Annotated in this window: 17 protein-coding genes; 7 read left to right on the top strand and 10 right to left on the bottom strand. The window is 61.4% G+C overall.

What is annotated here, in order from left to right:
- Window positions 1-156: 156 nt before the first annotated feature.
- The 5 genes from JNB71_RS09840 to JNB71_RS09820 all read left to right on the top strand — a co-directional run bounded on the left by JNB71_RS09840 (window position 157) and on the right by JNB71_RS09820 (window position 13,043).
- Window positions 157-7,746: a type I polyketide synthase gene (locus JNB71_RS09840; RefSeq protein WP_220371636.1), complete on the top strand. Its 7,590-nt coding sequence runs from the start codon at window positions 157-159 to the stop codon at window positions 7,744-7,746.
- Window positions 7,743-9,158, top strand: a complete 1,416-nt coding sequence (locus JNB71_RS09835; RefSeq protein WP_220371635.1) for an aminotransferase class I/II-fold pyridoxal phosphate-dependent enzyme — start codon at window positions 7,743-7,745, stop codon at window positions 9,156-9,158. The genes JNB71_RS09840 and JNB71_RS09835 overlap by 4 nt, the downstream gene beginning before the upstream one ends.
- Window positions 9,159-9,210: 52 nt before the next feature.
- Window positions 9,211-10,011 (top strand): SDR family oxidoreductase, encoded by an 801-nt coding sequence (locus JNB71_RS09830; protein ID WP_220371634.1) that lies wholly within the window; start codon window positions 9,211-9,213, stop codon window positions 10,009-10,011.
- Window positions 10,012-10,135: 124 nt separating this feature from the next.
- Window positions 10,136-11,716 (top strand): LTA synthase family protein, encoded by a 1,581-nt coding sequence (locus JNB71_RS09825; protein WP_220371633.1) that lies wholly within the window; start codon window positions 10,136-10,138, stop codon window positions 11,714-11,716.
- Window positions 11,717-11,747: 31 nt separating this feature from the next.
- Window positions 11,748-13,043 (top strand): capsule biosynthesis protein, encoded by a 1,296-nt coding sequence (locus JNB71_RS09820; RefSeq protein WP_220371632.1) that lies wholly within the window; start codon window positions 11,748-11,750, stop codon window positions 13,041-13,043.
- A 56-nt stretch (window positions 13,044-13,099) separates the two neighbouring features.
- Here the strand turns inward: JNB71_RS09820 and JNB71_RS09815 are convergent, their stop codons facing one another.
- The 10 genes from JNB71_RS09815 to JNB71_RS09770 form a co-directional block, all read right to left on the bottom strand.
- Window positions 13,100-14,386, bottom strand: coding sequence for a capsular polysaccharide biosynthesis protein (locus tag JNB71_RS09815; protein WP_220372234.1), 1,287 nt, complete (start codon window positions 14,384-14,386; stop codon window positions 13,100-13,102).
- 162 nt (window positions 14,387-14,548) lie between these two features.
- On the bottom strand, window positions 14,549-15,562 hold the full coding sequence (locus tag JNB71_RS09810) for a KpsF/GutQ family sugar-phosphate isomerase (protein ID WP_431028549.1): 1,014 nt from the start codon (window positions 15,560-15,562) through the stop codon (window positions 14,549-14,551).
- A gap of 138 nt (window positions 15,563-15,700) precedes the next feature.
- Window positions 15,701-16,165 carry an RrF2 family transcriptional regulator gene (locus JNB71_RS09805; protein ID WP_220371630.1) on the bottom strand — a complete coding sequence of 155 codons (465 nt, stop codon included), beginning with the start codon at window positions 16,163-16,165 and terminating at the stop codon, window positions 15,701-15,703.
- Window positions 16,166-16,316: 151 nt separating this feature from the next.
- Entirely contained in the window at window positions 16,317-16,547 is a 231-nt protein-coding gene (locus tag JNB71_RS09800; RefSeq protein WP_220371629.1) for a hypothetical protein, read from the bottom strand.
- A 500-nt stretch (window positions 16,548-17,047) separates the two neighbouring features.
- On the bottom strand, window positions 17,048-19,579 hold the full coding sequence (gene secD, locus JNB71_RS09795; RefSeq protein ID WP_220371628.1) for a protein translocase subunit SecD: 2,532 nt from the start codon (window positions 19,577-19,579) through the stop codon (window positions 17,048-17,050).
- Between the two features lie 106 nt (window positions 19,580-19,685).
- Window positions 19,686-20,114, bottom strand: a complete 429-nt coding sequence (locus tag JNB71_RS09790) for a hypothetical protein (RefSeq protein ID WP_220371627.1) — start codon at window positions 20,112-20,114, stop codon at window positions 19,686-19,688.
- 133 nt (window positions 20,115-20,247) lie between these two features.
- Window positions 20,248-21,846 (bottom strand): 5-guanidino-2-oxopentanoate decarboxylase, encoded by a 1,599-nt coding sequence (locus tag JNB71_RS09785; RefSeq protein ID WP_220372233.1) that lies wholly within the window; start codon window positions 21,844-21,846, stop codon window positions 20,248-20,250.
- 8 nt (window positions 21,847-21,854) lie between these two features.
- Window positions 21,855-23,045, bottom strand: a complete 1,191-nt coding sequence (locus JNB71_RS09780; RefSeq protein ID WP_220371626.1) for a pyridoxal phosphate-dependent aminotransferase — start codon at window positions 23,043-23,045, stop codon at window positions 21,855-21,857.
- Window positions 23,046-23,064: 19 nt separating this feature from the next.
- On the bottom strand, window positions 23,065-23,730 hold the full coding sequence (locus tag JNB71_RS09775) for a TetR family transcriptional regulator C-terminal domain-containing protein (protein WP_220371625.1): 666 nt from the start codon (window positions 23,728-23,730) through the stop codon (window positions 23,065-23,067).
- On the bottom strand, window positions 23,727-24,605 hold the full coding sequence (locus JNB71_RS09770; protein ID WP_220371624.1) for a dimethylarginine dimethylaminohydrolase family protein: 879 nt from the start codon (window positions 24,603-24,605) through the stop codon (window positions 23,727-23,729). The genes JNB71_RS09775 and JNB71_RS09770 overlap by 4 nt, the downstream gene beginning before the upstream one ends.
- 211 nt (window positions 24,606-24,816) lie before the next feature.
- On the opposite strand from JNB71_RS09770, the gene JNB71_RS09765 reads away from it, so the two are divergent.
- Both JNB71_RS09765 and JNB71_RS09760 read left to right on the top strand, forming a co-directional pair.
- Window positions 24,817-25,590 carry an ABC transporter ATP-binding protein gene (locus tag JNB71_RS09765; RefSeq protein WP_220371623.1) on the top strand — a complete coding sequence of 258 codons (774 nt, stop codon included), beginning with the start codon at window positions 24,817-24,819 and terminating at the stop codon, window positions 25,588-25,590.
- A 20-nt stretch (window positions 25,591-25,610) separates the two neighbouring features.
- Window positions 25,611-26,393 carry a transporter substrate-binding domain-containing protein gene (locus tag JNB71_RS09760; RefSeq protein WP_220371622.1) on the top strand — a complete coding sequence of 261 codons (783 nt, stop codon included), beginning with the start codon at window positions 25,611-25,613 and terminating at the stop codon, window positions 26,391-26,393.
- Window positions 26,394-26,543 lie beyond the last annotated feature (150 nt).

Below are 26,543 nucleotides of genomic sequence, written 5' to 3'. Positions count from 1 at the left end.
GCTGAAAAACATGGGGTAAAAGGACACTGATATAGCTGGCTTCGAAGTGACGAAGGGTCGATCCAACGGGATCGGTTAGAGAAGTTCCGATTGCTTTTTCGCGTGTCAGGTGCAATCAGCAGGATAACTCACAAAGTTTAGAGCGTTCGATAAAATATGACAGTTGAAATCATAGGGCGTGCATGTCTCGCCCCTGGAGCCAATTCGCCGCAGGCACTGTTCCGAATTTTGCGCGAGGGCAAATGCACCGTCACGCGCGTACCATCGGACCGTTGGGACCTTGCGCGCTTTTGGCATCCGGTTATCGGCAACCCGGGGAAGACCTATTCCTTTGCAGCCGGTGTGCTTGACAGCATCTATGATTTCGATCCGGCTGTCTTCGGCATGTCGCAGCGCGAAGCCATGTACATGGATCCGCAGCAGCGCGTCCTGCTGCAACTCGCCTGGCGCGCTCTCGAGGACGCCAATATCGCGGTAACGTCGCTGCATGGCGAGAATGTCGGCGTCTATATCGGTGCGTCCAGCCTCGACCATGCCAACCTGACCGTCGAGGATCCGGCCGCGGCCGGGCCTTATTTCATGACGGGAAACACGCTTTCGATCGTTTCCAATCGTATTTCCCATATCTTCGGTCTCAGCGGCCCGAGCATGACGGTCGATACCGCCTGCTCCTCCTCGCTGGTTGCGCTGGACCAGGCGATGCGGGCGCTGAATGCCGGTGAAATCGACACGGCGATCGTCGGCGGTGTCAACATTCTGGCCCACCCGCTACCGTTCGTCGGCTTTGCCCAGGCGCGCATGCTGTCGCCCGAGGGCCTTTGCCGCGCCTATGACAACGACGGCGCCGGTTACGTGCGCGCCGAAGGTGGTGTCGTCTTCATCCTGCGCCGCTCGGACAGAACGCGTCAGGAAAAGGACCGCAGCTACGCCAAGATCGTCGCCACCGGCGTGAACTCCGCCGGGCGCACCAATGGCATTTCGCTACCGTCGCGCGAGGCGCAGGCCAACCTGTTGCGCTCGATCTACGAGGGCAACAATATCGATGCCAATCAGGTCGCCTTCGTCGAAGGCCATGGCACCGGCACCAAGGTGGGCGATCCGGCCGAAGTCTGGTCGATCGGTACCGTCATTGGCGCCAATCGCCGCGCGCCGGTTCCGATCGGCTCGATCAAGTCGAATATCGGCCACACCGAGCCCGCCTCCGGCCTGTTCGGCATGCTCAAGGCGATGATGGCGCTCGAGAACAATTATCTGCCCGCCTCGCTGCATTTCGACACGCCAAACGACAACATCGACTTCGAGGGGCTGAACGTTCGCGTCACTGCAAACCCGATCGAATTGCTGCGCGGCAAGCGCGCGCGCCTCGCCGGCATCAATTCCTTCGGTTTCGGCGGCGCCAATGCCCATGTCGTCATCAGCGACCCGGATCCCGTCCAGGACGAGCGCAACCGCAACAACGCCACCGGCCATGTGTTCATGGCAAGCGCCCACACCGTCAACAGCCTCGAAGAGCTGTTGAAATCCTACAAGTCGACCTTCGCCAAGGCTTCACCGGAAGAAGTTCGCTCCATCGTCGCCGCCTCCGGTGCCAATCGCACCCAGATGCGCTATCGTTTTGCCGCGCGCAGCGATCATCCGGAAGACATTGTCCGCGCCATTGCCAGCCACCTCGAAAAGCCCGCATCCGACATCGGCGAAGCCGGCGAAGCCGTAACGAAGGACGCGAAGGTTGCCTTCGTCTTCTCCGGAAACGGTTCGCAGTGGGCCGGCATGGGCGTTGAAGCGTTCCGCGAAAATCTGCATTTCCGTCAGTGCTTCACCTCTGTCAGCGCGCTTTTCAAGTTCCATTCGGACACCGTGCTGACCGATCTGCTCACCGATCCTGATCTTGACAAGAAGCTCGCCGACACCAAGGTTGCACAGCCGCTGCTGTTCGCCGTTCAGGCGGCTCTGTCGGATTCGCTGGTTGCCATGGGCATCAAGCCGACGGCGGTTTTCGGCCATTCGGTCGGCGAAATCGCTGCAGCCTACGCGGCCGGCGCCCTTTCGCTCGTCGATGCCGTTGCGATCGTCGCCAAGCGATCGCTGCACCAGGATCTGCTTGCCGGTCAGGGCACCATGGCCGCCGTCATGCTTGCTGAAGAGGCGGCAAGCGCCTTCGCCAAGGCTCGCGGCCTTGAGCACGTGTGCGTCGCTGCGGTCAACGCCCATAATTCGGTGACCATTTCCGGTCCTGCGCACGAAATCTCCGCCTTCCGCGACGCGGCGCGCAAAGCCAAGATCCCGGTCCAGATTCTTGACATCAACTATCCCTTCCACCACCCGATCATCGATCAGGCAAAGAAGGCGTTCCTCTCGGACATTCCGGACATCGCGCCGCGGAAATCGGAACTCGCCTTTCTCTCCACGGTCACCGGCGACCGGCTGGACGGCACACAACTGGACCCCGACTACTGGTGGAAAAACGTCCGCGAACCGGTGCGCTTCCAGGCGGCAACGGAAGCTGCGATCGAGCTCGGCTGCAGCCTGTTCATCGAAATCTCGCCCCGCCCCATCCTGTCGTCCTATCTGAAGGAAACGGTCAAGCAGTCCTCCGCGCCGGGCATGGTCGTGCCGACCCTGCTGCGCGATGCTGGCGAAAAGGGCCGGGATCCGATCTCGCGCGCCATGGCACGCGCCATCGCTCACGGTGCAGCCTTTGATGAAACCCGCCTGTTCGGCAAGCGCAACGCCTTCGTCCGCCTGCCCAACCTCCCCTTCGAGCCGACGGAACTTCGTCCGGCGACCACCACCGATTCAACCGATCTGTTCGGTCGCGGGTCCAAGACTCATTACACGCTAGCTGGCTGGCGCGCCGATCCGAACGGCGGAAGCTGGAAGAACCATATCGACGCGCATCTGTTTCCTGATCTTGCGGAGCATGTCGTTGACGGCAAGGCCATCCTGCCGGGGAGCGGCTTTATCGAAATCGCCGTCTCCGCCGCGCAGCAATATTACGGCACGCCGAACGTCGACATCACCAATCTGGAAATCGTGCGACCGCTCGAGCTTACCGACAACCGGATGATGGAATTGTCGACCATCCTCTCGCCAGAGACCGGGGATATCGAGATCCGCTCGCGCGAGCGGCTGTCGGAGGACGATTGGGCCGTGCACGCCGTGGCGCGTAGCCGCAAGCCCATTCCGTCTGATGAGCCCGCCGCCGCAAGCCGGTTCGCCGGCCTGGAGAAAACGGCGACCGTAACGCCTGCCAAGGCCTATGAAACTGCACGCCAGTTCGGCCTCGACTACGGTCCGCGGTTCCAACTCATGGCGCGTGCCGTCTCCTATGGCGACCGGTTCATCGATGTGGAGTTGAAGGAACCGGAGGAGGCGGGCCATCCGTTCGTTTCCTACGGCCTGAACCCGATCTCCGTCGATGCGACCTTCCATGGGCTGGTCGCGCTTTTCGACAGGTTCACCGGCGAAGCAGGCGGTGCGCCCTATATCCCGGTGCGTTTCGGGTCAGTGCGCGTGACCAATTCGGGCACGGCGGTCAAGCGGGCGCTCGTCGAGATCGAACGCATCAGCGCCAATTCGATCAAGGCGAAATTCCGCTTCTTCGGCAAGGGCGGCGAACTCATCGCCGCTTTCGACGATTGCCGGTTCCGCCGGACCTATCTGCGCCAGCACAAGACGCTGGACATGCTGTCCTTTCACTATGAGGCAGTGCCCTCGGACCGCGCCGTACCCTTGGCGGCAACGCCGCGCAGCGCCCTGTCTCTGCCGTTGATTGCCAATGCGGAAGGCGCCGGCATCGACAACACGACCTTGCTTTTCAACGCGGCGATCTATCGCGCCTGCCATGAAATAGCGCTTAAGCTCGGCAAGGGAACCGGCCTGATCGACACCCGGTCGCTGCCCGGCGATTTCGCCTTTCGGTGCTTCCTCGCAAACTGTCTCTATGTTCTGGAAGACGCAGGCTTGTGCGAACACAAGGGCGGCAGTTGGAAGATCGCGCCTGAATTCTCGCTGCCTCCGGTCGGCGACATCCTGAAGGAACTTTACGGCGAACGCTCGGAACGCGCCGTCGAAGCGGTTTTGATCAACAATGCCTATGCCGAAGCATTGGACCGTATCGACAGTCTGTTTACCTCCGAAATGGCGGGCACCGAGGCCAGTGTTGCGTCCAAGCCGCACGGTTTCATCAGCGATGCGACCCTCGACCATCAGACGGTTCATTCCGAATCGACGCGTCAAAGAATGGCCTTGGTCCTGTCCGCAGTCGAAAAGGCGCTGGCCGACGGCAAGGGTGACCTGCGGATCGTCGAAGCCGGTACGGTGTCCACCGGCTTTACCCGCCGTCTTGCCACGCTGGTTTCCAAGTACAACGCTTCGCTGCTCGTGGTCGAGCCGCGCGAAAGTGCGCAGCGAAATCTCGAAATCGCATTCGAGGAGGACGCGCATGTGCGCGTCCTGAAGAAGGACGCTTTCGCGGCGCTTCCGGACTTCGATCTCGTCGTCAGCGCATCCGACACGATTTTCACGCTGGTCGATGAAGATGTTGCCATCCGCAACGCGATGCGTGTCTGCCTCCAGGAAAACGGTGCCCTCATCGCCGCAACCAGCGCTCCGACAGTCTTCAGCGACTTTGCCTTCGGATTGATCGACGGCTGGTTCGCCCGCACCCAGACCGTGGAATTCCCGATCGGCAGGCTTCCCACCGCGACGCAATGGCAGAAATGCCTGGGCGATCTCGGACTGCGCAACATCTCTGTTCGAGACCATGAATTGTCGCATGGCAATATCACCGTGGTCGAAGCGCAAGGCGGCCAGTTCACCGACGGCGCGCCGGGGGCTCAGGCATCGGTTCCGGAGGTCGCAAGCCCCGTGCTTGTGCTTCACGAAGGCAGTGTTTCAAGCCTTCACAGCATCCTGCCCACGGGCAAGGCTGCGATCGAGGCGCCCCTCGTGCCGGTTCAACTGACCGGTGATCTCGATGCCGACAAGGATAAAATTGCAGAAGCGATTAAGGGGCTCAACGACAAGCCGGTGCGCGCCGTGTACCTGTCGTCGGCAACGGCCGGTGATCGGAGCCAGGATTCCGCAGTGCTGCAAAACCGGGTGCTGTCCCTGAGTGCCTTTGCCGAGGCACTGCGCCAGTATCATTCCAACGCCGAGCCGACGGGCGCACATCGTCCGCGCCTGGTCATCGCAGCCCCCGGCGGGTCGCCGGTAGCTGCAGCGTCTCGCGCGAAAGATGAGCCGGGTTCGAGCATCAACAGCGGTCTGTGGGCATTCGCCCGCGTGTTGCAGAACGAATATGATTTCCTCGATATTCATTCGCTCGACTTCACCGGCGCCAACGCAGGCGCCGGCAATCAGCTGGCCACGGCAATCGCGATGCTGTCGGACGGAAGCGCCAACCGCGAATGGCTGCTGGACGGAACGACCGGAACTCTTTCGGAAATCCGCGCCGTTCCCGGCCCGGTCGACCGGAGCTTGCGCAAGACCAGCGCGTTCAAGGCGGCGACCATCCGCCAGCGTGTCAGCTCGCAGGTCGGCAGCATCGCCTGGGAAGAATGCGACATCCCGCTAGCTGGTCCCGGCGATGTCGTCGTTGAAGTTGCCGCCACCGGCTTGAATTTCCGCGACGTCATGTGGGCCATGGGCCTTCTGCCGGAAGAGGCGCTCGAAGACGGTTTTGCCGGCGCGACCATCGGCATGGAACTGTCCGGCCGTGTCGTTGCCATCGGCAGCGGCGTGACAGACCTCTCGGTCGGCGACGCCGTGATGGCGATCGCGCCGGCGGCGTTCTCCACCCATGCGGTCGTTTCGCGATCCGGGGTTGCAAAGCTGCCGGAAACGCTCAGCCCTGTTGCCGCCGCGACCGTGCCTGTCGCCTTCCTCACCGCCTATTATGCGATGGTGGAACTTGGCCGTATTCGCGCCGGCGAAACCATCCTTATCCACGGCGCTGCCGGCGGTGTCGGCCTTGCCGCCTTGCAAGTCGCAAAGCTCGCCGGTGCCAAGGTCATCGCAACGGCAGGAACGCGCGAGAAGCGCCGTTTCCTGAAGATGCTCGGCGCTGATCACGTCTTCGATTCCCGCTCACTCGCCTTTGTCAACGACATCCGTGGCGTGACCGGCGGTGAGGGTGTGGACCTCGTCCTGAACTCGCTATTCGCCGAAGCGATGGAACAGAGCCTGTCGCTGGTAAAGCCGTTCGGCCGGTTCCTCGAACTCGGCAAGCGCGATTACTATGCCGACAGCAAGATCGGGCTCAGACCCTTCCGCCGCAACATCAGCTATTTCGGCATCGACGCCGACCAGCTGCTGGTCAACGCGCCGGATCTGACGAAACGGATCTTCACCGAAATCGGAGCGCTTTTCGAAGAGGGCAAGCTCGTGCCCCTGCCCTACCGCGCCTTCGGTTTCGACGAGATCGGCAACGCCTTCCGTCTGATGCAGAATGCCGGCCATATCGGCAAGATCGTCGTCCTGCCCCCCGTCGGGGGACGTGACGAGGTCACCACCCGGTCGGCACGCCGCATGTCGGTCGACAGCCAAGGTGTTCATCTGGTCGTCGGTGGCATCGGCGGCTTCGGTCTTGCCGCCGCAAACTGGCTGGTGGACAAGGGCGCGCGCAATATCGCGCTCGCCACTCGTCGCGGCGTTGCGGATATCGAAACGCTTGAAGCGATCAAGCGCTGGGAGAACAAGGGCGTTTCGGCGACCGTTCACGCCTGCGACGTCACCGAAGAGGCAGCCGCCGACGCACTGCTCAAGACGCTGCGGCAGATCGGCCCCCTGAAGACCGTCGTTCACGCGGCGATGGTGCTGGATGATGCGCTGATCAACAATCTCAGCCGGGAACGTAACCGCCCCGTCATCGATGTGAAGGTCAAGGGCGCCGCAATTCTCGACAAGCTGACGCGCGCCGACAGGCTTGAACATTTCATCCTGTTCTCGTCGGCTACGACGTTGGTCGGAAATCCCGGGCAGGCCAATTACGTGGCTGCCAACGGCTATCTAGAAGGGTTGGCTCGCGCGCGTCGGCTTGAAGGCCTGCCGGGCCTGGCCATCGGCTTCGGTGCGATCGCCGACAAGGGCTACCTGGCGCAGAACACCGACGTCAACGATCTCCTGTCAAAGCGCATCGGCAAGACGGCCCTGAAGGCGCAGGCCGCACTCGACCAGGTCGAGAGCTACATCCGCTCTGATCCGGGCACGGTCGATGCGGCTGTCGCCATGATCTCGGAGCTCGATTGGGCGGCCGCGCGCAACCTGCCGGTCGTTCGCAATACCCTGTTCGAAGTCATCCTGCGCACAGCCGACCAGCATTCTGCCGGGGGCGACGGCCAGACGATGGATCTCGTCGCTATGATCGAAGGCAAATCGCCGCAGGAAGCCGAAGACATCCTTTATGATCTGGTGGCTGGCGAAATCGCTGCTATCCTTCGCGTCTCGAAGGATACGATCTCCCGCACCAAGGTCCTCAAGGAAATCGGCCTCGACAGTCTGATGGCCGTGGAACTCGGCATCAGCTTCCAGCAGAACACCGGCTTCGACATGCCGCTGAGCGGTGTGGCCGATAACACGACCGTAGGCGACGTGGCGCGCAAGCTCTATGACAAGGTCAGCAAGCGCGATCACGGCGGCGAAGACGATAGCGAGCCGGCAGACAACAAGATCGTCAGCGATCTCGCGCAACGCCACACCGGCAACGGTGCCGGCACTGGCACGGAGAAGGCAGCGAGCCAATGAGCAAGGACGAGGAACGTCACAGCGTTTCGAAGATGAGCAGCAGCCTGAAGGAAAATCTGCTGGACCGGATGCGCAACACGCACCAGTCTTCGGAAAAAAACCGCATGGCCCGCTCGGAGCGCGACATTCCTCCGCCGGTTCGGCGCAAGCAGACGAGATTCGATGACCTGCCGGAATACAAGCAGGTCCTGACGCAGAAGGCTGCGAGCGAACAGCTCGGCATCGCCAACCCGTTCTACCGGGCGCATCAGACGGCAGCGGGAGCGACGACGGTGATCGACGGCCGCAAGCTGATCAACTTCGCCTCTTACGACTATCTCGGCCTCAACCGGCATCCCCACGTGCTGTCGCAGGCGCGCGACACGATCAATGCCTTCGGCATCTCCGCATCGGCGAGCCGGCTGGTGGCAGGGGAGCGTCCGGCCCACGCCGAACTGGAGGAGCGCATCGCCGCCTTCTACGGCGTGGAGGCGTCCGTCTGCTTCGTCAGCGGCTACCTCACCAATGTCGCGGCGATCAGCTGCCTGATGGGTCCGAATGACCTCGTAGTGCATGACGAGTTCATCCACAACAGCGCGCTTGCCGGCATCAAGCTGTCGGGTGCCACAAGACGGCTGTTCAAGCACAATGATGCCAGTGACCTCGAACATGTGCTGCGCACCGTCGCGGGTGACTATCGCCACATCCTGGTGATCGTCGAAGGCATCTACTCGATGGACGGCGACATCGCCAATCTGCCGGCGATCATGAAGCTGAAGGCGGAATACGGTTTCTGGCTGATGGTCGACGAAGCCCATTCGCTCGGCATTCTCGGCCGCCGCGGCCGCGGCACTTTTGAACATTTCGGTATCGACCCCCGCGAAGTCGATATCTGGATGGGCACGCTTTCCAAGACGACATCGAGCTGCGGCGGCTATATCGCCGGAAGTGCGGCGCTCGCTGCCATTCTCAAGGCGAGCGCCGGCGGCTTCGTCTACAGCGTCGGGCTTGCCCCCGTCCTGACCGCATCCGCGATCGCAAGTCTCGACATTCTGGAAAGCGAGCCAGAACGTGCGGCCGCATTGAAACGCAACGGCGCGCTGTTCCTGAAGCTCGCGCAAGAAGCCGGTCTCGACACCGGCCTCAGCGGCGGCTTTTCCGTCGTACCGGTCCTCGTTGGTGATTCGTTGCGCGCCGTGCAGCTTTCCAACGACCTCCACGCCGCCGGCGTCAACGCGCTGCCGATCATTCACCCGGCCGTACCGGAAGGCATGGCGCGCCTGCGCTTCTTCATCACCAGCGAACATACCCCGGAGCAGATTCGCCAAACGGTAACACTGACGGCGGAGAAGCTGAAGGATCTCACCGAGCGGAATTTTGGCCTCGCGTCGATCGATATCCAGCAGATGATGAAGATGCTCGCCTCACGCTGAGCTGGCGAAACGAAGAACAAATACGGAAATTTTCCCGAGCCGGTCTTGCAGCATGACTCATGTGATCATTACAGGCGGGTCCAGCGGGATTGGCCTCACACTCGCTCGGATCTACGCGTCCCGAGGCGCGCGCATATCCCTTCTCGCACGCACGATGTCGGCACTGGAAGCGGCCCAAGCCGAACTCAGCAAAGGCGGCAATGCCGACGCTATCCGCATCGAAAGCGCTGATGTCGCCGACGAAGGCCAGACCGCGACTGCAATCGCCCGCTGCGAAGAAGCCTTCGGCCCCTGCGATATCCTCATCGCCTGCGCCGGCATCGTTGAACCGGGGCTGTTTGACGCGGTTTCGACGGCTGCCTTCGAACGCCAGATCCGGACTAACCTGCTCGGCAGCATCCATGCGGTGCGCTCGGTCTATGCCGGCATGAAGCAGCGCCGCACCGGCAGGATCATGCTGGTCTCCTCAGGCGCCGGCCTGATCGGCATCCATGGTTATACCGGCTATTCCGCCTCGAAATTCGCCCTGCATGGCTTCGCAGAGGCTCTTCGTTCGGAAGCCCGTCCACATGGCGTGAAGATCTCCGTCTGTTTCCCGCCGGATACGGAAACGCCGCAGTTCGCCCGCGAATTGGAGCACCGGCCGCTTGAAGCGGCGGTAATCATGGGGCGTGTTGCTCCATGGACAGCGGATGCGGTGGCGCATCGCATCGCACGCGCCATCGACCGAGGCCGTTTCGAGGTATTCTTCGGCTGGGCGCTCTGGGCCCTCGGTCGCTTCGGCTCAACGGTGAAGCCCTTCCTCAACTGGTGGTTCGACCGTGCAATCCTGCGCATCAGCCGCCGCCAGTGAACAGGGGACGAGCCTGCTTGTGTATGGCAAGAATAGGATTTAAGTGTCGGTTTGTCGCAGCCGGGTAAGCCTGCGGCGAGCAATAGATCGTGAAGGTATCCGTTTGGCGTCGACGTCGTTCCATATGCATGACTACCCGCTGACGCTGACCGTTTTCTGCTACGCCCTGTCTTGCGTAGTCATCCTGTTCACCGACAGATTTGCGCTTCCCAAACGCCAGCGCAAGAAGAACCGCCCGCTCTTCAGCCGCAGGCGCGCGGCAATGGATATCCTTGCGCGGCTTGCGATCATCGCCCTGGTCTTTGCCGGGTTCTTTGCGATCTCCTGGCGCCCACTTTATGCCGGCGCCGGAACCATGAGCTTCTTCGTCATCTTCACAGGCATTTCGCGCGCGAAGTTCAAATTCATTCGCGAGCCCCTGGTCTTTTCCGACATCGCACTGGTCGCCGACGTCTTCAAATACAAGTCGATCTTCTATGCGAACTCGCTGAACATCGTGTTCTGGACGGTCGCGTTCCTCTATGTGTTCGGCGTCTCTGGGCTCTATATGTACTTCGAGCCGAGCCTTCTGCCGCCGAACGGCAAGCTCTTCTGGATCATTGTCATGATCCTCGTCGCGGATCTGCCGTGGCTCCTCCTGTTCTACGGCCCGGTCAACCGGCCGGTCGCGGACTTTGTTCAGCACCTGGTCGGCAAGCCGAACGTCAAGGTCAGCACCGTCCGCTTCGGCACCTTTGCTTCGGTGGTGTTTCATTTCATCATCTGGCTTGGCCGTCGGCGCGAAAAGATCATTGCAGACCTTTCCGAACGCTTCTTTGCCGCCGTCCAGGACTTGATCGGACATGACGCTGACAACAAGGCGCCGCTCATTGTCGTCTGGCAGTCGGAATCCTTCATCGACATGCGGCACTGCGGCGTCGACCACATCAAACTGCCGACCATCGACCGCCTGCAGAAGCTCGCCGTGCAATGGGGCCGCCTTTCGACCGTTTTCGAAGGGGGCTATACGCTGCGAACGGAGTTCGCCGTGCTGAGCGGGCTCGTGCCCGACGATCTTCACATCGATGCCAGCTACCCTTATCTGCGGGCGAGTCACTATACGAACGTCGTCTGGCCGACGAAACTGAAGAATGCCGGCTGGGGCACGCATTTCATGCATCCCTACGACCGGACGTTTTTCCTGCGCCACAAGGCAATGCCGCAGCTCGGCTTCGAGAAGATGACCATGCTCGATGAATTCGACCATGACCCGGCAAGGGATGGCCCGTATGTCTCGGACGCAGCACTGACACGCAAAGTCATCAAGGATGTCGAAAAACAGGGGGACGCCAAGGGGAGATTTCTCTTCGTCGCCTCGATGGCAAATCACGGACCGTGGGAGCCCAACCGCGTCGAAGAAAAAACCGATCCGGTCGATATATACCTGGAAATCCTCCAGCAGTCGGACAAGGCGCTCGGCGAGCTGGTGGATCATCTGAATGAGCTCGACCGGCCCGTATGGCTGGTGTTTTACGGCGACCATGCGCCGCTGCTCAAATCCTTTGCCGATCCCTTCCCCGATCCTCGCACGGACTATTTCATCGTTCCCCTGGCTGCGGCCCGCAGGCCGCATCACAGCCCCGCACCCCCCCGCGACGAGGAGCCATGGAAGCTGCTTGAGGCCCTGCTCCGGCACGCCAATCTCCACAAAGACGAGTTGCAATAGTGTCGGCGCCCTGTATTGAAAGTCGCTGACGATGGGTTCTCAACAATCGTCGACGCGTGTCTTCCTTTTCCTGCAAGGGCCATCATCGCCGATCTTTGCGAAGATCGCGGCGTGGCTGGAAGCGAAGGGACATCGCTGCTTGAGGATCAATCTCAATCCCGGCGACCAGATCTTCTGGCGGCGGAAAGGCAGTTACAACTATCGCGGCCGCGGCGGCGAATCCTGGCGCGCCTATGCGGGTTCGTTCATGGACCGTCACGCGATCACGGACCTCATCCTGCTGGGCGAGGAAAGGCCCTATCATCAGCTTGCAATCGCAGCGGCAAGGGAACGCAACATAGCGGTGTCGGTCATCGAGATGGGCTACCTGCGGCCTGACTGGCTGACCCTCGAGCGCGGCGGCATGTCATCCAACTCGCATTTTCCGGTCGCTGCACAGCAGATCGTCGAGGCGGCCCGCACCCTGCCCGAGCCGGATTGGAATCGACATTATGCACAGAGCTTCCTTGCCGAAGCGAGTTATGACCTTCTCTACAATCTGCCGAACGTTTTCCTGTGGTTCCTTTTCCCGCATTATCGCCGCCACGCTCTCTTCCACCCGCTTGCCGAATATGCAGGCTGGGTAATTCGCCTTGCGGGCAGTGGCCGGCGCGAGAGGGAAGCAAGCCAGCTTGTCGATAGTTGTCTGGAACGTGAAAAACCCTTCTTCATCTATCCGCTGCAGTTGCAAACTGATTTTCAGCTGCGCGCGCACTCGCCCTATAACGACCAGCGCGAAGCCATCGGCCAGATCCTGACGTCCTTTGCCCGCCACGCAGCGCCCGATACCCAACTCCTGGTCAAGATACATCCACTCGATAACGGCCTCATCAACTGGCGAAAGCATGTGGCCGATCTGGCAGTCAGGCTCAACGTCGGGGAACGCGTTCACGTGCTTGACGGGGGTAACCTCAATGCGCTGCTGGAAAGAGCTCAGGGAACCGTTACGGTCAATTCCACCGTCGGCCTGCATGCCCTGCAGCTTGGAAAGCCCGTGAAAGTGCTTGGGGCCGCCGTATTCGATATCGCCGGGCTAAGCGACCAGGCGCCGCTGGAGCAATTCTGGCGCACGCCCGAGCCACCGGAAGCCTCGCTGCGGTCGGCGTTTTTCCGCCTGCTTGCGGCGTCAATCCAGGTCCGTGGCAATTTCTATTCAACCGCTGGGACCGATGCCGGTGCAGCGGCGATCGCCGAACGGCTGCACAACCGGTCACTCAACCAGCCCGGCGCCTTCATAGATCCGCCGCCGAGAAAAAAACCGGCGAAAATCGCACCTCGTGGGCACTGACAGTGCTCGACAACCCATGTCCGGGACGCGCGAGCGAAGCGACAGGACACAGCGGATCATTTGTCGAAGGGATACAGAATCCGCCCAACCAATCTGAATTTCGGATTAGACAATTCCCGAAAGAACAGGATCGGATCTTCCCTGAAGTCCCGCGCATCGCGCATGTTGCCGATCCTGGCAATCACCGGTGACAAGAGCGGCGTCAGCAGATGGCGCCAGCCAAGAAGACCATAAGGCCCCCAGGGGCGCCACCGTGGCCCGGATAAGCACGGTTCGGAAAGAACCTCCCCAGCGGAAAGATATCCCAGAATCCGCTCGACGGTTTCCTCGAAGGAAACCTCCCTGCCCGTGCGAGGATCGAAATAACGCGGGTAGAGGAGATAGGCGCCAGCAAACAATGCCTCGATCGAAAGCCGCCGTCCGCGCCGCGGATTGGGCTGGCGGTCGTCCGTCAGCCCCCAGCCTGCATAAAAAGGGCATCCGTATGCGGTGACCTTTATCCCTCGCAACAGCGCTTCGAAACCCGCGAGCGAGGTGATCGTATATACGTGATCGATTGTTTCGAAGGCCTGCGCCATACCCAGGGGCCGGGCGAGGATGTCACAGAGATGCCGTACATCTTCCGGATTCGATTGCGCGAGACGAACACGGTTGAGAATGTCCGGATGCGGCTTGTAGATGATCTGGGCGCCGGGATTTTCTCGTGCCGCGAGACGGACGAGATCGTTGTTGCTAATAGGCGGCAGGCAGCCGTATTGGATGGAAGCATCGTCCTCGACCTGGCCGATCACCAGCACCCGCTTGCCGAACTTTGGACCATAAAGATCCTCGATGTCCGTTTTCGTCCCGCTATTGTACTTGCTGACGCCCGTTTCCAGGAGAAGACGAATGCCCGCCGCTGCGCGCCGCAGAAGATCGGGAGAGCCGTCGAAGTCGTGGGTGGCGAGCAGCCGCTCCAGATCTGACGGTCTCCGGCAATCGAAATAGGCTGTTCCCGCGTCGAGTGCCAGCGACAGCGGCGGCGTGCGGCTGGCATTGGCCTCAACCGAACGAATGAACCCGTCCTCGATCACAAAGACAGGGATATCGTGTTCTTCCGCAACGGCCCGCAAGCCCTCAGGCACCTTGACGCCCCAGACGAAAATCTGCGGACGGTCCGCGCGCGAGATTTGTGGGGCCCATACCCTCTGGAATTCCTTCTCCCGCAAGTACATGGGAACGAAGGTGAAATCCCGATCCGGAAAATAGCGCCTGAATACGTCCTGCTTCCAGCTCTGGATTTGAAAGGCAAAGGTTTTAATTGCATCGCGTGGAGCAATCGACGTCTCCGGCGGCTGACGGATTGCTGGGTCCGCTGGTCCAGCAGGAAAGGATTGATGCCGTTCAGACAAGGATATCTCGCAAATTATCCCCATTCCATACGGAGAACGGCGCGCTCATGTTGGCGGCCGTTGACCAAACCATGGAGACCGGCACGAATGATCTGCCCAGGCTCCAGGCACTGCTTATGCAACGCCGGCGCGCAGCAAGTCGTGGACGTTCAATATGCCGCGCGGGACCCCGAGGTCATCGACCAGAAACAACACTGTGACTTTCTGCGCCTGCATGAATTCCATCGCCGCACTGGCAAGAACACCGCCCTTGATGACCCGCGGATTATGCGACATCACGGTGTCAACCGTTTCCAGCAACAGGTCGTGAGACATATGCCGGCGCAAGTCGCCGTCGGTGATCACGCCGACCAGTTTTCCTGCTTCGTCGGTGATGCCCACGACACCAAACCCCTTGGATGACATCTGGATTACCGCGTCACCCATGGGACTGCCGAGCGGCAGGAGGGGGATCGCCTCGCCCGTATGCGCAAGCTCCTGCACGAGAAGCAATTGCGAGCCCAGTTTGCCGCCCGGATGAAATGTCTTGAAGTCTTGCGCCGAAAAGCCACGGCGCTCGAGAAGCGCAATTGCCAGCGCATCGCCGACGGCGAGCTGCAGCATAGCCGATGTCGTCGGGGCCAGCCCATGCGGGCAGGCCTCCTGCACCTTCGGCAGCGTGATCGCGACGCTGGAATTGCGTGCCAACAGGCTTTCGGAGTTGGATGTTACCGACACAATCGGAACGTTGAAGCGCTTGGCATAGGTCAGCATGTTGCCGAGCTCGACGGTCTCGCCCGACCAGGAAAGCAGAATGAGCAGGTCTTCCGACGTGATCATGCCAAGATCACCGTGGCTAGCTTCTGTCGGATGCACGAAGTAAGCCGAGGTTCCGGTAGAAGCCATGGTCGCAGCGATCTTGCGGCCGATATGCCCGCTTTTCCCGACCCCGGATACGACGACGCGGCCGTTGCGACGGGCGATCAGCTCAACGGCGTCGACCAGCGAGCGCGCAAGGACCTGGTCGGCAGCAAAGCAAGAGGCAAGCGCATTAATACCGTCGACGGCAGTGGCGATGGACCGTCCGATCGATTCGGCGACAGCGCATTCTTTCGGACTAGTCACGTCAACTTGCCTGAGACCCATCATCAACGCTCCAAGACTGAAAAGTAAGCATCGCTTATAGCGAGAGCCTTCTCAGATCAAATCAAATTGGCCAAATGAGGCCCTTTTCCCGTGATTTCGGCAGAATACAGCGGGGAACCGAGGAACGGTGATCTTTCAGCCTCAGCTTGCACGCTTCGCGACGAGCTCATCTTCCGGGAGAACCGGCTGACCCGGATTATTGACGAAATCTTCGAGCGTCATCGTGTCGAGAATATCGGCGATGGCATCTCGGACCGTGGTCATCGAGCGGCGAACCTCGCATGTATCCGGATCACGACAGTCGTCACACATCTCATAAGCCGTGCGGCTGGCACAGCGTATCGGCGCCAGCGGGCCATCCAGCGTGCGCACGACCTGGCCGATGCGGATTTCCGAAGCGGGGCGCGACAGAGAGTAGCCGCCACCAGGGCCTTTCTTCGAACGTAGAATACCCGCGTTTCTGAGTTCCAGAAGAATAGTGTCCAGAAACTTCTTCGGAATATTGTTGCGGCTTGCAATTTCGGTAATGAAGGCGGTCTCGCCCGGATCGAGTCGGGCCAGATCTACCAGCGCCTTCAATCCGTATTTTCCCTTTTTCGTCAGCATTGCAGTTCGCTCTGTTCACAAACAGGCACTGAAACTGGTGCCTGCTTGCTGATTGCCATCACATAACCCGGCATACCACATGAGAAGCCGTGCCAATATACCGATTTAGTGAAAAGATGGCCAATCTACGATTTTCGCGCAGATTTATTGCTCAGGCGACGGCATAGGCGCCCGATATGCCGGAAGACTGTGATACGGGCTGCCGCCCGCGCTGGGCGGCCACTAGACTGCGGACCGCCGCCCTTGCCTCATCGGCCGAACGGAAGTGCCGCGAATCGAGATCCCAGACATGGTACTTCACGGCGACGAACTTCAGCCGGCCAGCGTCCGGGACGACGACACCTACGGCTTCTCCGCCGAATTCTATAACCTGCTTGTTCATGGAATAACGCTCCTTCCGCGCGCCCAGGCGCGGATCATTCAAAATCGTGCACAAATTCAAAGAAGGACTGCTTGATTTCACATTCGCCAGAAGGGGCGAATGCAAAGGTCTTTCGTTGCGCGACAATAGGAACGCGTGCCGTGGAAGACGGCGATGCGGGCATTAGCAAACATGGCTCTCTCCTTCGGCTAGGACCCGGTTGGCGTTTTTCCGGGGCAAGTTACAGACGACCGCTTCGGTTCAACCGGCAGCGGATGATCACAAAATAGAATAGACCACCAATTTAGTCAATTACCATTGGTGAGTTTCGGAAAATAATACTCTTTCGTTCGCAATCTCCGTCGCATGCAGCAAAATGTGTTCAAAAACTGCAGCACTGAAGGATGGAAATCTAACGTCGGAGCACTCCTCTCGTCCATTCGTGAAGACTATGTAGGTGCTCGGTGGGACAAAAAAAGGGCAGCCGGGGCCGCCCTTTTGATTTTTCTGATTGAAAGCGATCAACTCTTCGCGGTTTCGATCCCTGGCGAACGCGTCGCTTCGCGGTCCTTCCACCAGCGGCTGAGGAAGAGCAGGATCGGGCCGCCGATATAGATCGACGAGGTGGTGGCAACGATCACGCCGAAGATCATCGGCCAGGCGAAGCTCTTGACGGCGTCGCCGCCCCAGATCGCCATCGGCACCAGCGACAGCGCCGTCGCCATCGAGGTGAAGATGCATCGTGCGATCACCTGGTTGATCGACATGTCGATCAGCTCGGAGAACGGCATCGACTTGTACTTGCGCAGGTTTTCACGCATGCGGTCGTAGACCACCACCTTGTCATTCACCGAATAGCCGATCATCGTCAGAAGAGCGGCGATGGCTGTCAGGTTGAAGTCAATCCCGGTAAGCGCGAAAAAGCCGATCGTCTTGGTGATGTCGAGAAGCAGCACCGCGATGGCGCCGACGGCAAAGTGCCATTCGAACCGCCACCAGATGTAGAACAGGATCGCCAGCATCGCGAGTGCGACTGCAAGGAAGCCCGAGCGCGCGAGTTCCGCCGAGATCGTCGGGCCGACCACTTCGGTGCGCTCGAAGCTCGCATCCGGCACGACCTTGCTTACCGTGTCCTTGATCTTGTTCAAGGCAACCGTCTGCTCCTGCTCGCCGCCCGGCTGGCGCTGGACGCGGATCAGGACCGACTGTCCCTGGCCGAATTCCTGCAGGGCCACTTCGCCGATGTTGAGCCCTTCGAGCTCATGGCGCAGGGTTGCCAGTTCCAGCTTGCTCTTCGACGTGGTCTCCACCTGAATACCACCGGAGAAGTCGATGCCGTAGTTGAGGCCCGGCGTGAAGAACAGGACGACCGAGCTCAGCGACAGGAAGGCCGACATGCCGATGGCAACGTAGCGGCCCTTCATGAAGGAAATCTTCGGCAAATGTGGCACGCCGCCGAACAGCGACGGGATCTCGAGCTTTTTCATCTTCCGGCGCACGACGACTTCGCGCATCAGCAGGCGAACGACGGTCACCGACGTGAACATCGAGATGACGATGCCGAGCATCATCGTGACGGCAAAGCCGCGAACCGGGCCGGTGCCGAACATGAAGAGCAGGATGGTACCGGAAAGCGTCGTGACGTTACTGTCGATGATGGTCGCGTAGGCCTTGTTGAAGCCAATATCGAGCGCCTTCATCGCCCCTGCCCCGCCTTCCGTTTCTTCGCGGATACGGGCGTTGATCAGGATGTTGGCGTCAACCGCCATACCGATACCGAGGATGATACCGGCGATACCGGGCAGCGTCAGTGTCGAGCCGAGCATGCCGAGCACGCCGATCGTCAGGATCGTGTGCAGCAGTAGACCGATATTGGCGATCATCCCCCAGGCACCGTAAAGGACGACCATCAGGGAGACGACGAGGGCAAAGCCGGCCAGACCGGTATAGATGCCCATGCGGATCGAATCCGAGCCGAGGTTCGGACCGACGGAGCGTTCTTCGATGATCGTGAGCGGTGCCGGCAGGGCGCCGGAGCGCAACAAAGCCGAGAGAACGGTTGCTTCCTGGGCAGTGAAATTGCCGCTGATCTGGCCTTGGCCGCCCGGGATCGGTTCGTTGATGCGCGGCGCCGTCAGGACCTTGCCGTCAAGCACGATTGCGAAAGGCAGGCCGACATTGTCGCGGGTGATTTCGGCGAACTGCCGCGCACCCTGGCTGTCGAAGGTGAAGGAAACGATCGGTTCGTTGGTCTGCTGGTTGAACCCGGCCTTGGCGTCGGCCAGGCGCTCGCCGGAAATCGCCACGCGGCTTTCTACCGCATATTTGGCGCCGTCGTTGGCGCCCGGCAGGATGTCGACGCCGCGCGGCGGTGTCGTGGTGTTCGGATCGACCGAGGTGTCGACCATATGGAAGCTCATCTGCGCGGTCGAGCCGAGAAGCTGGCGCAGACGGGTCGGGTCCTGCAGGCCGGGAAGCTGAACGAGGATGCGGTCGGAACCGACGCGCTGGATCAGAGGTTCGGCGACGCCGACCTGGTCTACACGGCGGCGGATAATCTCGAGGCTCTGGTCGACCGCCGCTGTCATGCGTTCGCTCAGACCAGCCTCCGTCAGTTTCACCGTGATCGTGTCGTCGGCCGTCGTGACCTCGATATCGGAGTTCCCCGTGCCGAAGCCGAGAGTGCCGACCGGTATAGCCAGTTCCTGGATCTTCGGCAGAACTTTGTCGCGATCCGCCTGATCGGCGATCTTGACGGCGATCGAGTCGCCGGCGATGCGAGCCGAAGAGGTCGGCACCCGCTCGGCGCGAAGCGCGCCGCGGATATCGTCGAGCAGCGTGTTCAGCCGCGCCTTGCGCAGGCCGGCCGCATCGACTTCGAGAACCAGATGCGAGCCGCCCTTCAGGTCAAGGCCGAGCGTAACCGGGTTGACCGGCAGGAAGGCGGCATATTGCTGTTGCACAGCCACCGGCAAAACGTTTGGAAGCGCCGCAAGTATCCCGAAGAGGATAATCGCGACATAGGCCAGGACGGCCCATTTCGAAGTGCGCATGTTGAGTTTCCATTATAGCCCGCGTCCTCCGGCGAGGCCCGGGACAACAGGGTGACGAATAAAAAGAAAGACGCGCTGACGCGCAAACTGCCCGCCAGGGCAGCAATCAGGCGCTGAGCGCCGGGGGACCGCGAACGCGGGTCGCGAGCCCCTGCGTCCCTGGTGTCGCCGCGCCGGCAAGAGCGATGACGGGCATGCTGCCGTAAGCGGCGGCTGAAACGAAGGCCGGAGCCGGCAAGACAAACGGCCCGGGCCCGCCGGGGGACGCTTTGCCGTCCGATCGATCCGCCACGAACCGAAGATCGGCGACAGGAAAGGCACGTACCACCTGCCGCGACAGTGTCGTGTCGGACGTGCCGCTTTCCGGAACCGAGAAATTGCCGGCGCTCTGCTGCGCGGAAAAGCGTGACGAGAAGATCTGTGCCGAGGCGACGAACTGCATGGCAAGTGCGGCCGCCAGAATCCAGAGCACGGCAAAAAGCTTGCCTGCCTGGCTGCGATCGATCCTGTTGCCGTTGGTGTCCATCAAGGACATCGTCCTTCCCGTTGGCGGCAGTTTTCACTGCAAATCGCCGGACTGCGCGCCGATTCAGCGCACAAGCGGGCTTAAAAACCACCAGACGTGGCCAAAGTCAAATCTTACCACCCGGTACCGCGATTGAACATCCTCACGCCGTCACACCCGCCGTTCGCGTCTGATGAATTTCGATCAACGACGGACCGCCGCATTTGCGTGCCTCGACCAGCGCTGCGGCAAGATCGCCGACCTTGGAAAGCCGCACGGCCGGCACGCCATAGGCCCCGGCCGCAAGCAGGAAATCCGGCGCCGAGGGCCTGACGCCCTCGGGCGTGATCCCGGCCCCGACCATGTAGCTTTCGATCTCCTGATAGCCGTCATTGTTCCAGACGAGGAAGATCACATCGGCACCGGCATCCGCCGCCGAACCGAGTTCGGCCAGCGAAAACTGGATGCCGCCGTCACCGACGAGACAGACGACGGGTTTTCCCGGATCAGCCACGGCAGCACCAACAGATGCTGGCGGCGCATAGCCGAGCGCACCGAAGCCGGTCGCCGAGTTGAACCAGGATTTGGCGCGCGGCGCATCGCAATAGAGATTGCCGGCATAGACGGCCTGGGTCGAATCGCCGACGATCGTGCAGTCCGGCAGGGCGTGGTAGATGGCATCGATGACGGCGATCTCCGTGCGCATCTTCGCCGTCAGTTCGGCCAGCGCCGCCTTGCGTGTCGCCGCCGCCCGCTCCTTGCCCTTGACGGCAGGCTTCGCCGTCAGGAACACCAGCATGCCGGCCGTCGCAGCCTTGGCACCCGACAGGATCGACAGCGCCGCATGCGGGCCCCGCGCCAGCTGGGCGGCGTCGATATCGGTCCGGATCAGATTGCCGAGGATCGGAAAGCCACCATCGGCATACATGTCGTAGTCGGTCTGGCCCATTTCGGTGCCGAGCGCGATCACCAGATCCGAGTCGGAAATCAGCGACCGCACGGCCTTCAGGCTCGGGCTCGCCGGCACCCGCAGCGGATGACTCGCCAGCATGCCGCGCGCATTGACGGTCATGACCACCGGCGCGCCAATGCGTTCAGCCAGTTCCCTTATCTCCGCCTCCGCCGTGATCGCACCACCACCGCAGATGATGACAGGGCGCTGCGCATCGCCACACAGGATGGCCGCCTTCTGCAGGGTCTCGGCATCGGCCCGCGGCCGAGTGGCTGTCGCCTTGCGCAGAGCAGGGATCGCAATCGAAGCGCTCATCACGTCGGTCGGGATTTCGATATGCACCGGCCCCGGGCGGCCTGAAGTCAGGATGGCAAAGGCGCGCTCGACGACGGAAGCGAGATCAGGCGGATTGAGCAGCGTCTGCGAATAGAGCGCCAGCGTCTTGATCATGCCGTGCTGGTCCGGCAACTCGTGCAGCAGGCCGCGGCCATGGCCGAGCGAATCCCGCCGGTTGACACCGGAGATCACGAGCATCGGAATGGAATCCTGTCGCGCCTGCGCCATCGCCGTGATGGTGTTGGTGAGCCCCGGTCCGGTGATGACCAGGGCAACGCCCGGCTTGCCGCTGACGCGCGCATAACCGTCGGCCATGAAGCCCGCACCCTGCTCGTGGCGCGGCGTCACGTGGCGGATCTTCGAGGCGGCAAGGCCGCGATAGAGCTCGACGGTATGCACGCCCGGAATGCCGAAGACGACTTCGACCCCATTGGCTTCGAGCAGATCGACCAGCACCTCGCCGACAGTCTTCATCGTTTCGATCACGCGCGGCGCTCCCTGGGTGAAAGAAGGCGGATCGCCAGCCTTGTGATGCGCCCGCAGGCTTCATCGATCGCGGTATCGGGTACCGTCAGGCTGACCCGGATGAAGTATGTTGCCTCCTTGCCGAAGGAAGCTCCCGGCATGACCGCCACATGCTCTTCCTCCAGCAGCCTCCAGGCGAAGGCGTCACCCGTCAGGCCGGTGCCGGCCACATCGACGAGGATGAACATGCCGGCTTGCGGTGGCAGCGGCACGATCCCGGGAGCGTTCTGAAGTCCCTGCACGATCCGGTCGGCCCGCGCCTTGTAGGCGGTACGCATGGCGGCAGCCGTGCCGATCTCGTGGGTCAGCGCATAGGCCGTCATGTCGGCAATGAAGGGCTGGACGCCGAACAACATGGTTTCGGACACCGGCAGCAGCCGATTGGCGAAGTCCGCCGGGCCGATCGCCCAGCCGCTGCGGAAGCCCGGCGCGGCGTGCGATTTGGAAATCGACGAAACGACGATCGTCCGTTCGGCAAGGTCCGGATTGTCGAAGGGCGAGGCAAACGTGCCGTTGAGGATCAATTCCTCATAGACCTCGTCGCAGACGATCCAGAGGTCGTGCCTGCGGCAGACGTCGCCAATGGCTGCGATCTCCTCAACCGTCAGCACCGCGCCCGTCGGGTTGTGGGGGGTGTTCAGCAGAAGCACCCGGCAGGTCGGGGTCACCGCCTTTTCGAGATCCGCCGCCTGCATGTGGAAACCGTGCTCGGGCTTCAGCGGCACCGTAACGCGGTGCGCCCCGGTCGACTGGATAACGCCGTCATAGGTCGCATAGAGCGGATCGCCGACCAGCACGCCGTCACCCGCTTCGACGAGGCCGAGCATCACGGCAAACAGCGCCGTCTGCGTACCGGGAAAGCACAGCACGTTTTCCGCCGTCACGTCCGGGCGCCGCCTGGCGTAGCGTGCCGCCAACGCGCTAACCACCGATGGCTCGCCGCGACCGTTGGAATAGCGATAGCGTCCCGCATTCATCGCCCGCTGCGCCTCGGCAAGCAACGATGCATCCGGCGGCATGTCAGGCTCGCCGATGGTCAGCTGAATGATATCCGTTCCGCTAGCCTGCATCTGCCGTGCGTGGATGTGCAGCGCCCATTTCTCCGAGCCCAGATCGGCCAGGCGGTCGGTGATCGATGAGTAACGCATGGCTTTCTCCTGCCCTAAATCAAGCTGTTGTCGCGTCGCCGGCCCGTTCCGGCACGGTATTTGCTTCGTCGTCCGGGCCGATAGGCAGGCCGAGCAGCGCCTCGATCGACGACAGCGCGATTGCCACCAGTTCCGCCTCCTCGAAGAGTTCTCCCGCAAGGCATCCCTCCAGCCACAGCCCGTCTATCATGCCGTTGATGGCAATCGCATGGCGGCGGCAGTCCGCTTCACCGGCTGGCCGGCCCTCCGCTTCGAGGAAATCGCGGATCAGCCCCTGCAGGTCGTTGCGAAAGCCGAGATAGCCGTCGCGGTGGATCGCGGCGAGTTCCGGATCCACCCGCACCTGGCTGATGAAGGACGCCCAAAGCGACAGACTGTGGCTGTCGGCGACCGGGGCGGTGAGATTGAGCGTGATGAACTTTCTCAGCCGCATTCGCGGATCACCGGCAATGTCCGCCGCCTTGGCCGCGAACGTCGTCAGCATGAAGCGATAGGCCTCGGCCACCATCTGATCCTTCGAAGCAAAATAGTGGCGGACCAGTCCCGCCGTCACGCCTGCCCGAATGGCGATCGCACGCACGGTCGCGGCTTTCAGGCCAAGCGCGGCAATCGTATCGAGCGTTGCCCGGATCAGTTCCTGCCGGCGCTCTCCCTCCGGCGCGCGATGGAACGTCCGGCGGTTCATGCAGCCCGCCTGAGAACCGGCCTTGTCAGGCAGGTCGGGCCGCCCTCGCAGGCGATGCAGAGCGCGTCGGCCTCGAAGGTCTCGACCCTGCAGCCGGCGGCTTCCATCGCCGCCTTGGTCTTGGGGAAGCCCGCAACCATGATCACCTCGTTTGGCCGGACCGGCAGCACGTTGAGGCTGAGGCCGTTGCTGGCATGGAATTCGTCGGCCGGCGCCTCGATCAGGGTGATGCCCCATTCCTTCAGCAACTGGTAGAAGGATGCCGGCAGCAGCGGCGCAAAGACCAGTGCCAGGTCGCGCGACAGCGGGCTCATCACCGACATCAGATGCAGGCAGGCTTCCTCCCCGTGCCAGAGCGGCAGGTCGTAGCCGAGAACGGTAATGCCGTGCGGCTCGAGCATTTGCGAGAGTTGGGCAATGCCCTCCTCGTTGGTGCGCACGCCGCGGCCGACGATCAGCGTCTCGGCATCGAGCCAGATGCAATCACCGCCTTCGACCGTGCCGGGAGATTCGATGCGGCCGAGGATCGGAATGCCGGCCTTCTTGTAGGCTGCCTCGTGAAGCGCCGTTTCCTTTTCACGCAACGGCTTGCCCATGCGCAGCAGGACGGCGCCATGATCCGACATCAGCGACGGATCATGGGTGAACATCGCGTCGGCTAGACCGTCTCCCTTGTCCTCCAGCCAGAGGATTTCAGCACCGGACTTTTCCACCAGGCTTGCGAATTCATGATACTGGCGCACCGCCTTCTCGCCATCGAAGGTCGGACCATAGTGCCACTTGACCGGATCGGCAGAAGCAAGGCTCGCACCCGGCCGACGCATCAGCACGCGCATCAGATTGGCCGACATCTCCTGCGAACCATAAGCCGTCATCGTCTACTCCTCTTGGAAATTTGATCCTGTGGCGGGGCTGCCAGAAAAAGCAGCGTCGGCGTTATTATACGGTTGAATAATTTCCGCACAAGTGCCACGATGGCCTCCATGGAACAGCGTGACAGGCAAAAATGCCGCACGAAAAGAGAATCAGGGGAACTGTTTTCATGCGTTCGACACCAGCTCTCTGCCTCATCGGGGCAGATTTTTCATGACGAAACCAGCCCAGGCGATTGCGGTCACAAACCTCCACAAACGCTTCGGGCCGCTCGAAGTGCTCAAGGGCGTTTCCCTGACGGCACATGAGGGCGACGTCATCGCCATCATCGGTGGCAGCGGTTCGGGCAAGTCGACGTTCCTGCGCTGCATCAACATGCTCGAATTGCCGACATCCGGATCGGTCACCATTCATGGCGAAACCATCGCCATGAAGAAGGACGGCTATGGCGGCCTCATGCCGTCGGACCGCAAACAGGTCCAACGGCTGCGCACCCAGCTCGGCATGGTGTTCCAGAGCTTCAATCTCTGGCAGCACATGACCATCCTCCAGAACGTCATCGAGGTTCCGGTCCACGTGCTCGGCAAATCCAAGGACGAGGCGATTGAAACGGCCGAGGCGCTTCTGCGCCGCGTCGGCCTGTTCGAGAAACGAGACGCCTATCCCGCCTTCCTGTCCGGCGGTCAGCAGCAGCGCGCGGCGATCGCGCGGGCCTTGGCGATCCAGCCGCTGGTGATGCTGTTCGACGAGCCGACCTCGGCGCTCGATCCGCAGCTGGTCGGAGAAGTGCTGACCGTCATCGGCGACTTGGCCCGCGAAAAGCGCACGATGATCCTCGTCACCCATGAAATGAAGTTCGCGCGCAACGTCGCCAATCACATCGTCTTTCTGGCCGATGGCGTCATCGAGGAACAGGGATCGCCGGATGAGATCTTCGGCAACCCCCAATCGGAACGCCTGAAGAAATTCATCAGCTCCATCCACTAAAATCAAAAAAGGGAAACAGCATGAAAAAGACGTTTCAGACCATCGCCTTATCGCTCGCTCTCGGCATCGCTGCCGCCGGAGCCGCTTCGGCCGAACAGATCAAGGTCGGCTTCGCCGCCGAGCCCTATCCGCCCTTCACCTCGCCGGATGCCTCCGGCAACTGGGAAGGCTGGGAAGTGGAATTCCAGAAGGCCGTCTGTGCCGAGGCCAAGCTCGACTGCGTGATCACGCCCGTCGCCTGGGACGGCATCATTCCGGCGCTGACCTCGAAGAAGATCGACATCATCATCGGCTCGATGTCGATCACCGAGGAACGCCTGAAGACGATCGATTTCTCCGACAAGTATTACAACACGCCCACCGGCATCATCGGCCCGAAGGGCGAAACTTTCGAAGCCACGCCGGAAAGCCTGAAAGGCAAGACGATCGGCGTCCAGGTCTCGACCGTCCATCAGGATTACGCCAACAAGTATTTCGGCGAGAACGGCGCGACGGTGAAGGAATACCAGACGCAGGACGAAGCCAACAACGACCTCGCCGCCGGCCGTATCGATGCCGTGCAGGCCGACGCGATCGCGCTCGATGCCTTCCTCAAGAGCGACCAGGGCCAGGACTGCTGCGAAATGAAAGGCAACGTCAAGGACGATCCGGCCATCCTCGGCGCCGGCGTCGGCATCGGACTGCGCAAGGGTGAAGACGAGCTGAAGGGCAAGCTCAACGCCGCGATCAAGGCGATCCGCGGAAACGGCACCTACGATACCTTCTCGAAGAAGTATTTCGACTTCAACATCTACGGCGAGTGATGAGGCTTGTGACGCGAGCCCCGCATCCGTACTGCCGGGCGCCTTCTCCCCTTTGAACGGGAGAGCGAACAAGCGGCAGCTCGAGCGTCCCCTCTCCCCGCCTGCGGGGAGAGGGTTAGGGTGAGGGGCAAACACGTCGATAAAGATCGA

Source organism: Rhizobium herbae, from assembly GCF_019511375.1.
Classification (GTDB): domain Bacteria; phylum Pseudomonadota; class Alphaproteobacteria; order Rhizobiales; family Rhizobiaceae; genus Pararhizobium; species Pararhizobium herbae_A.
This window is presented reverse-complemented; position numbering and strand designations above follow the sequence as displayed.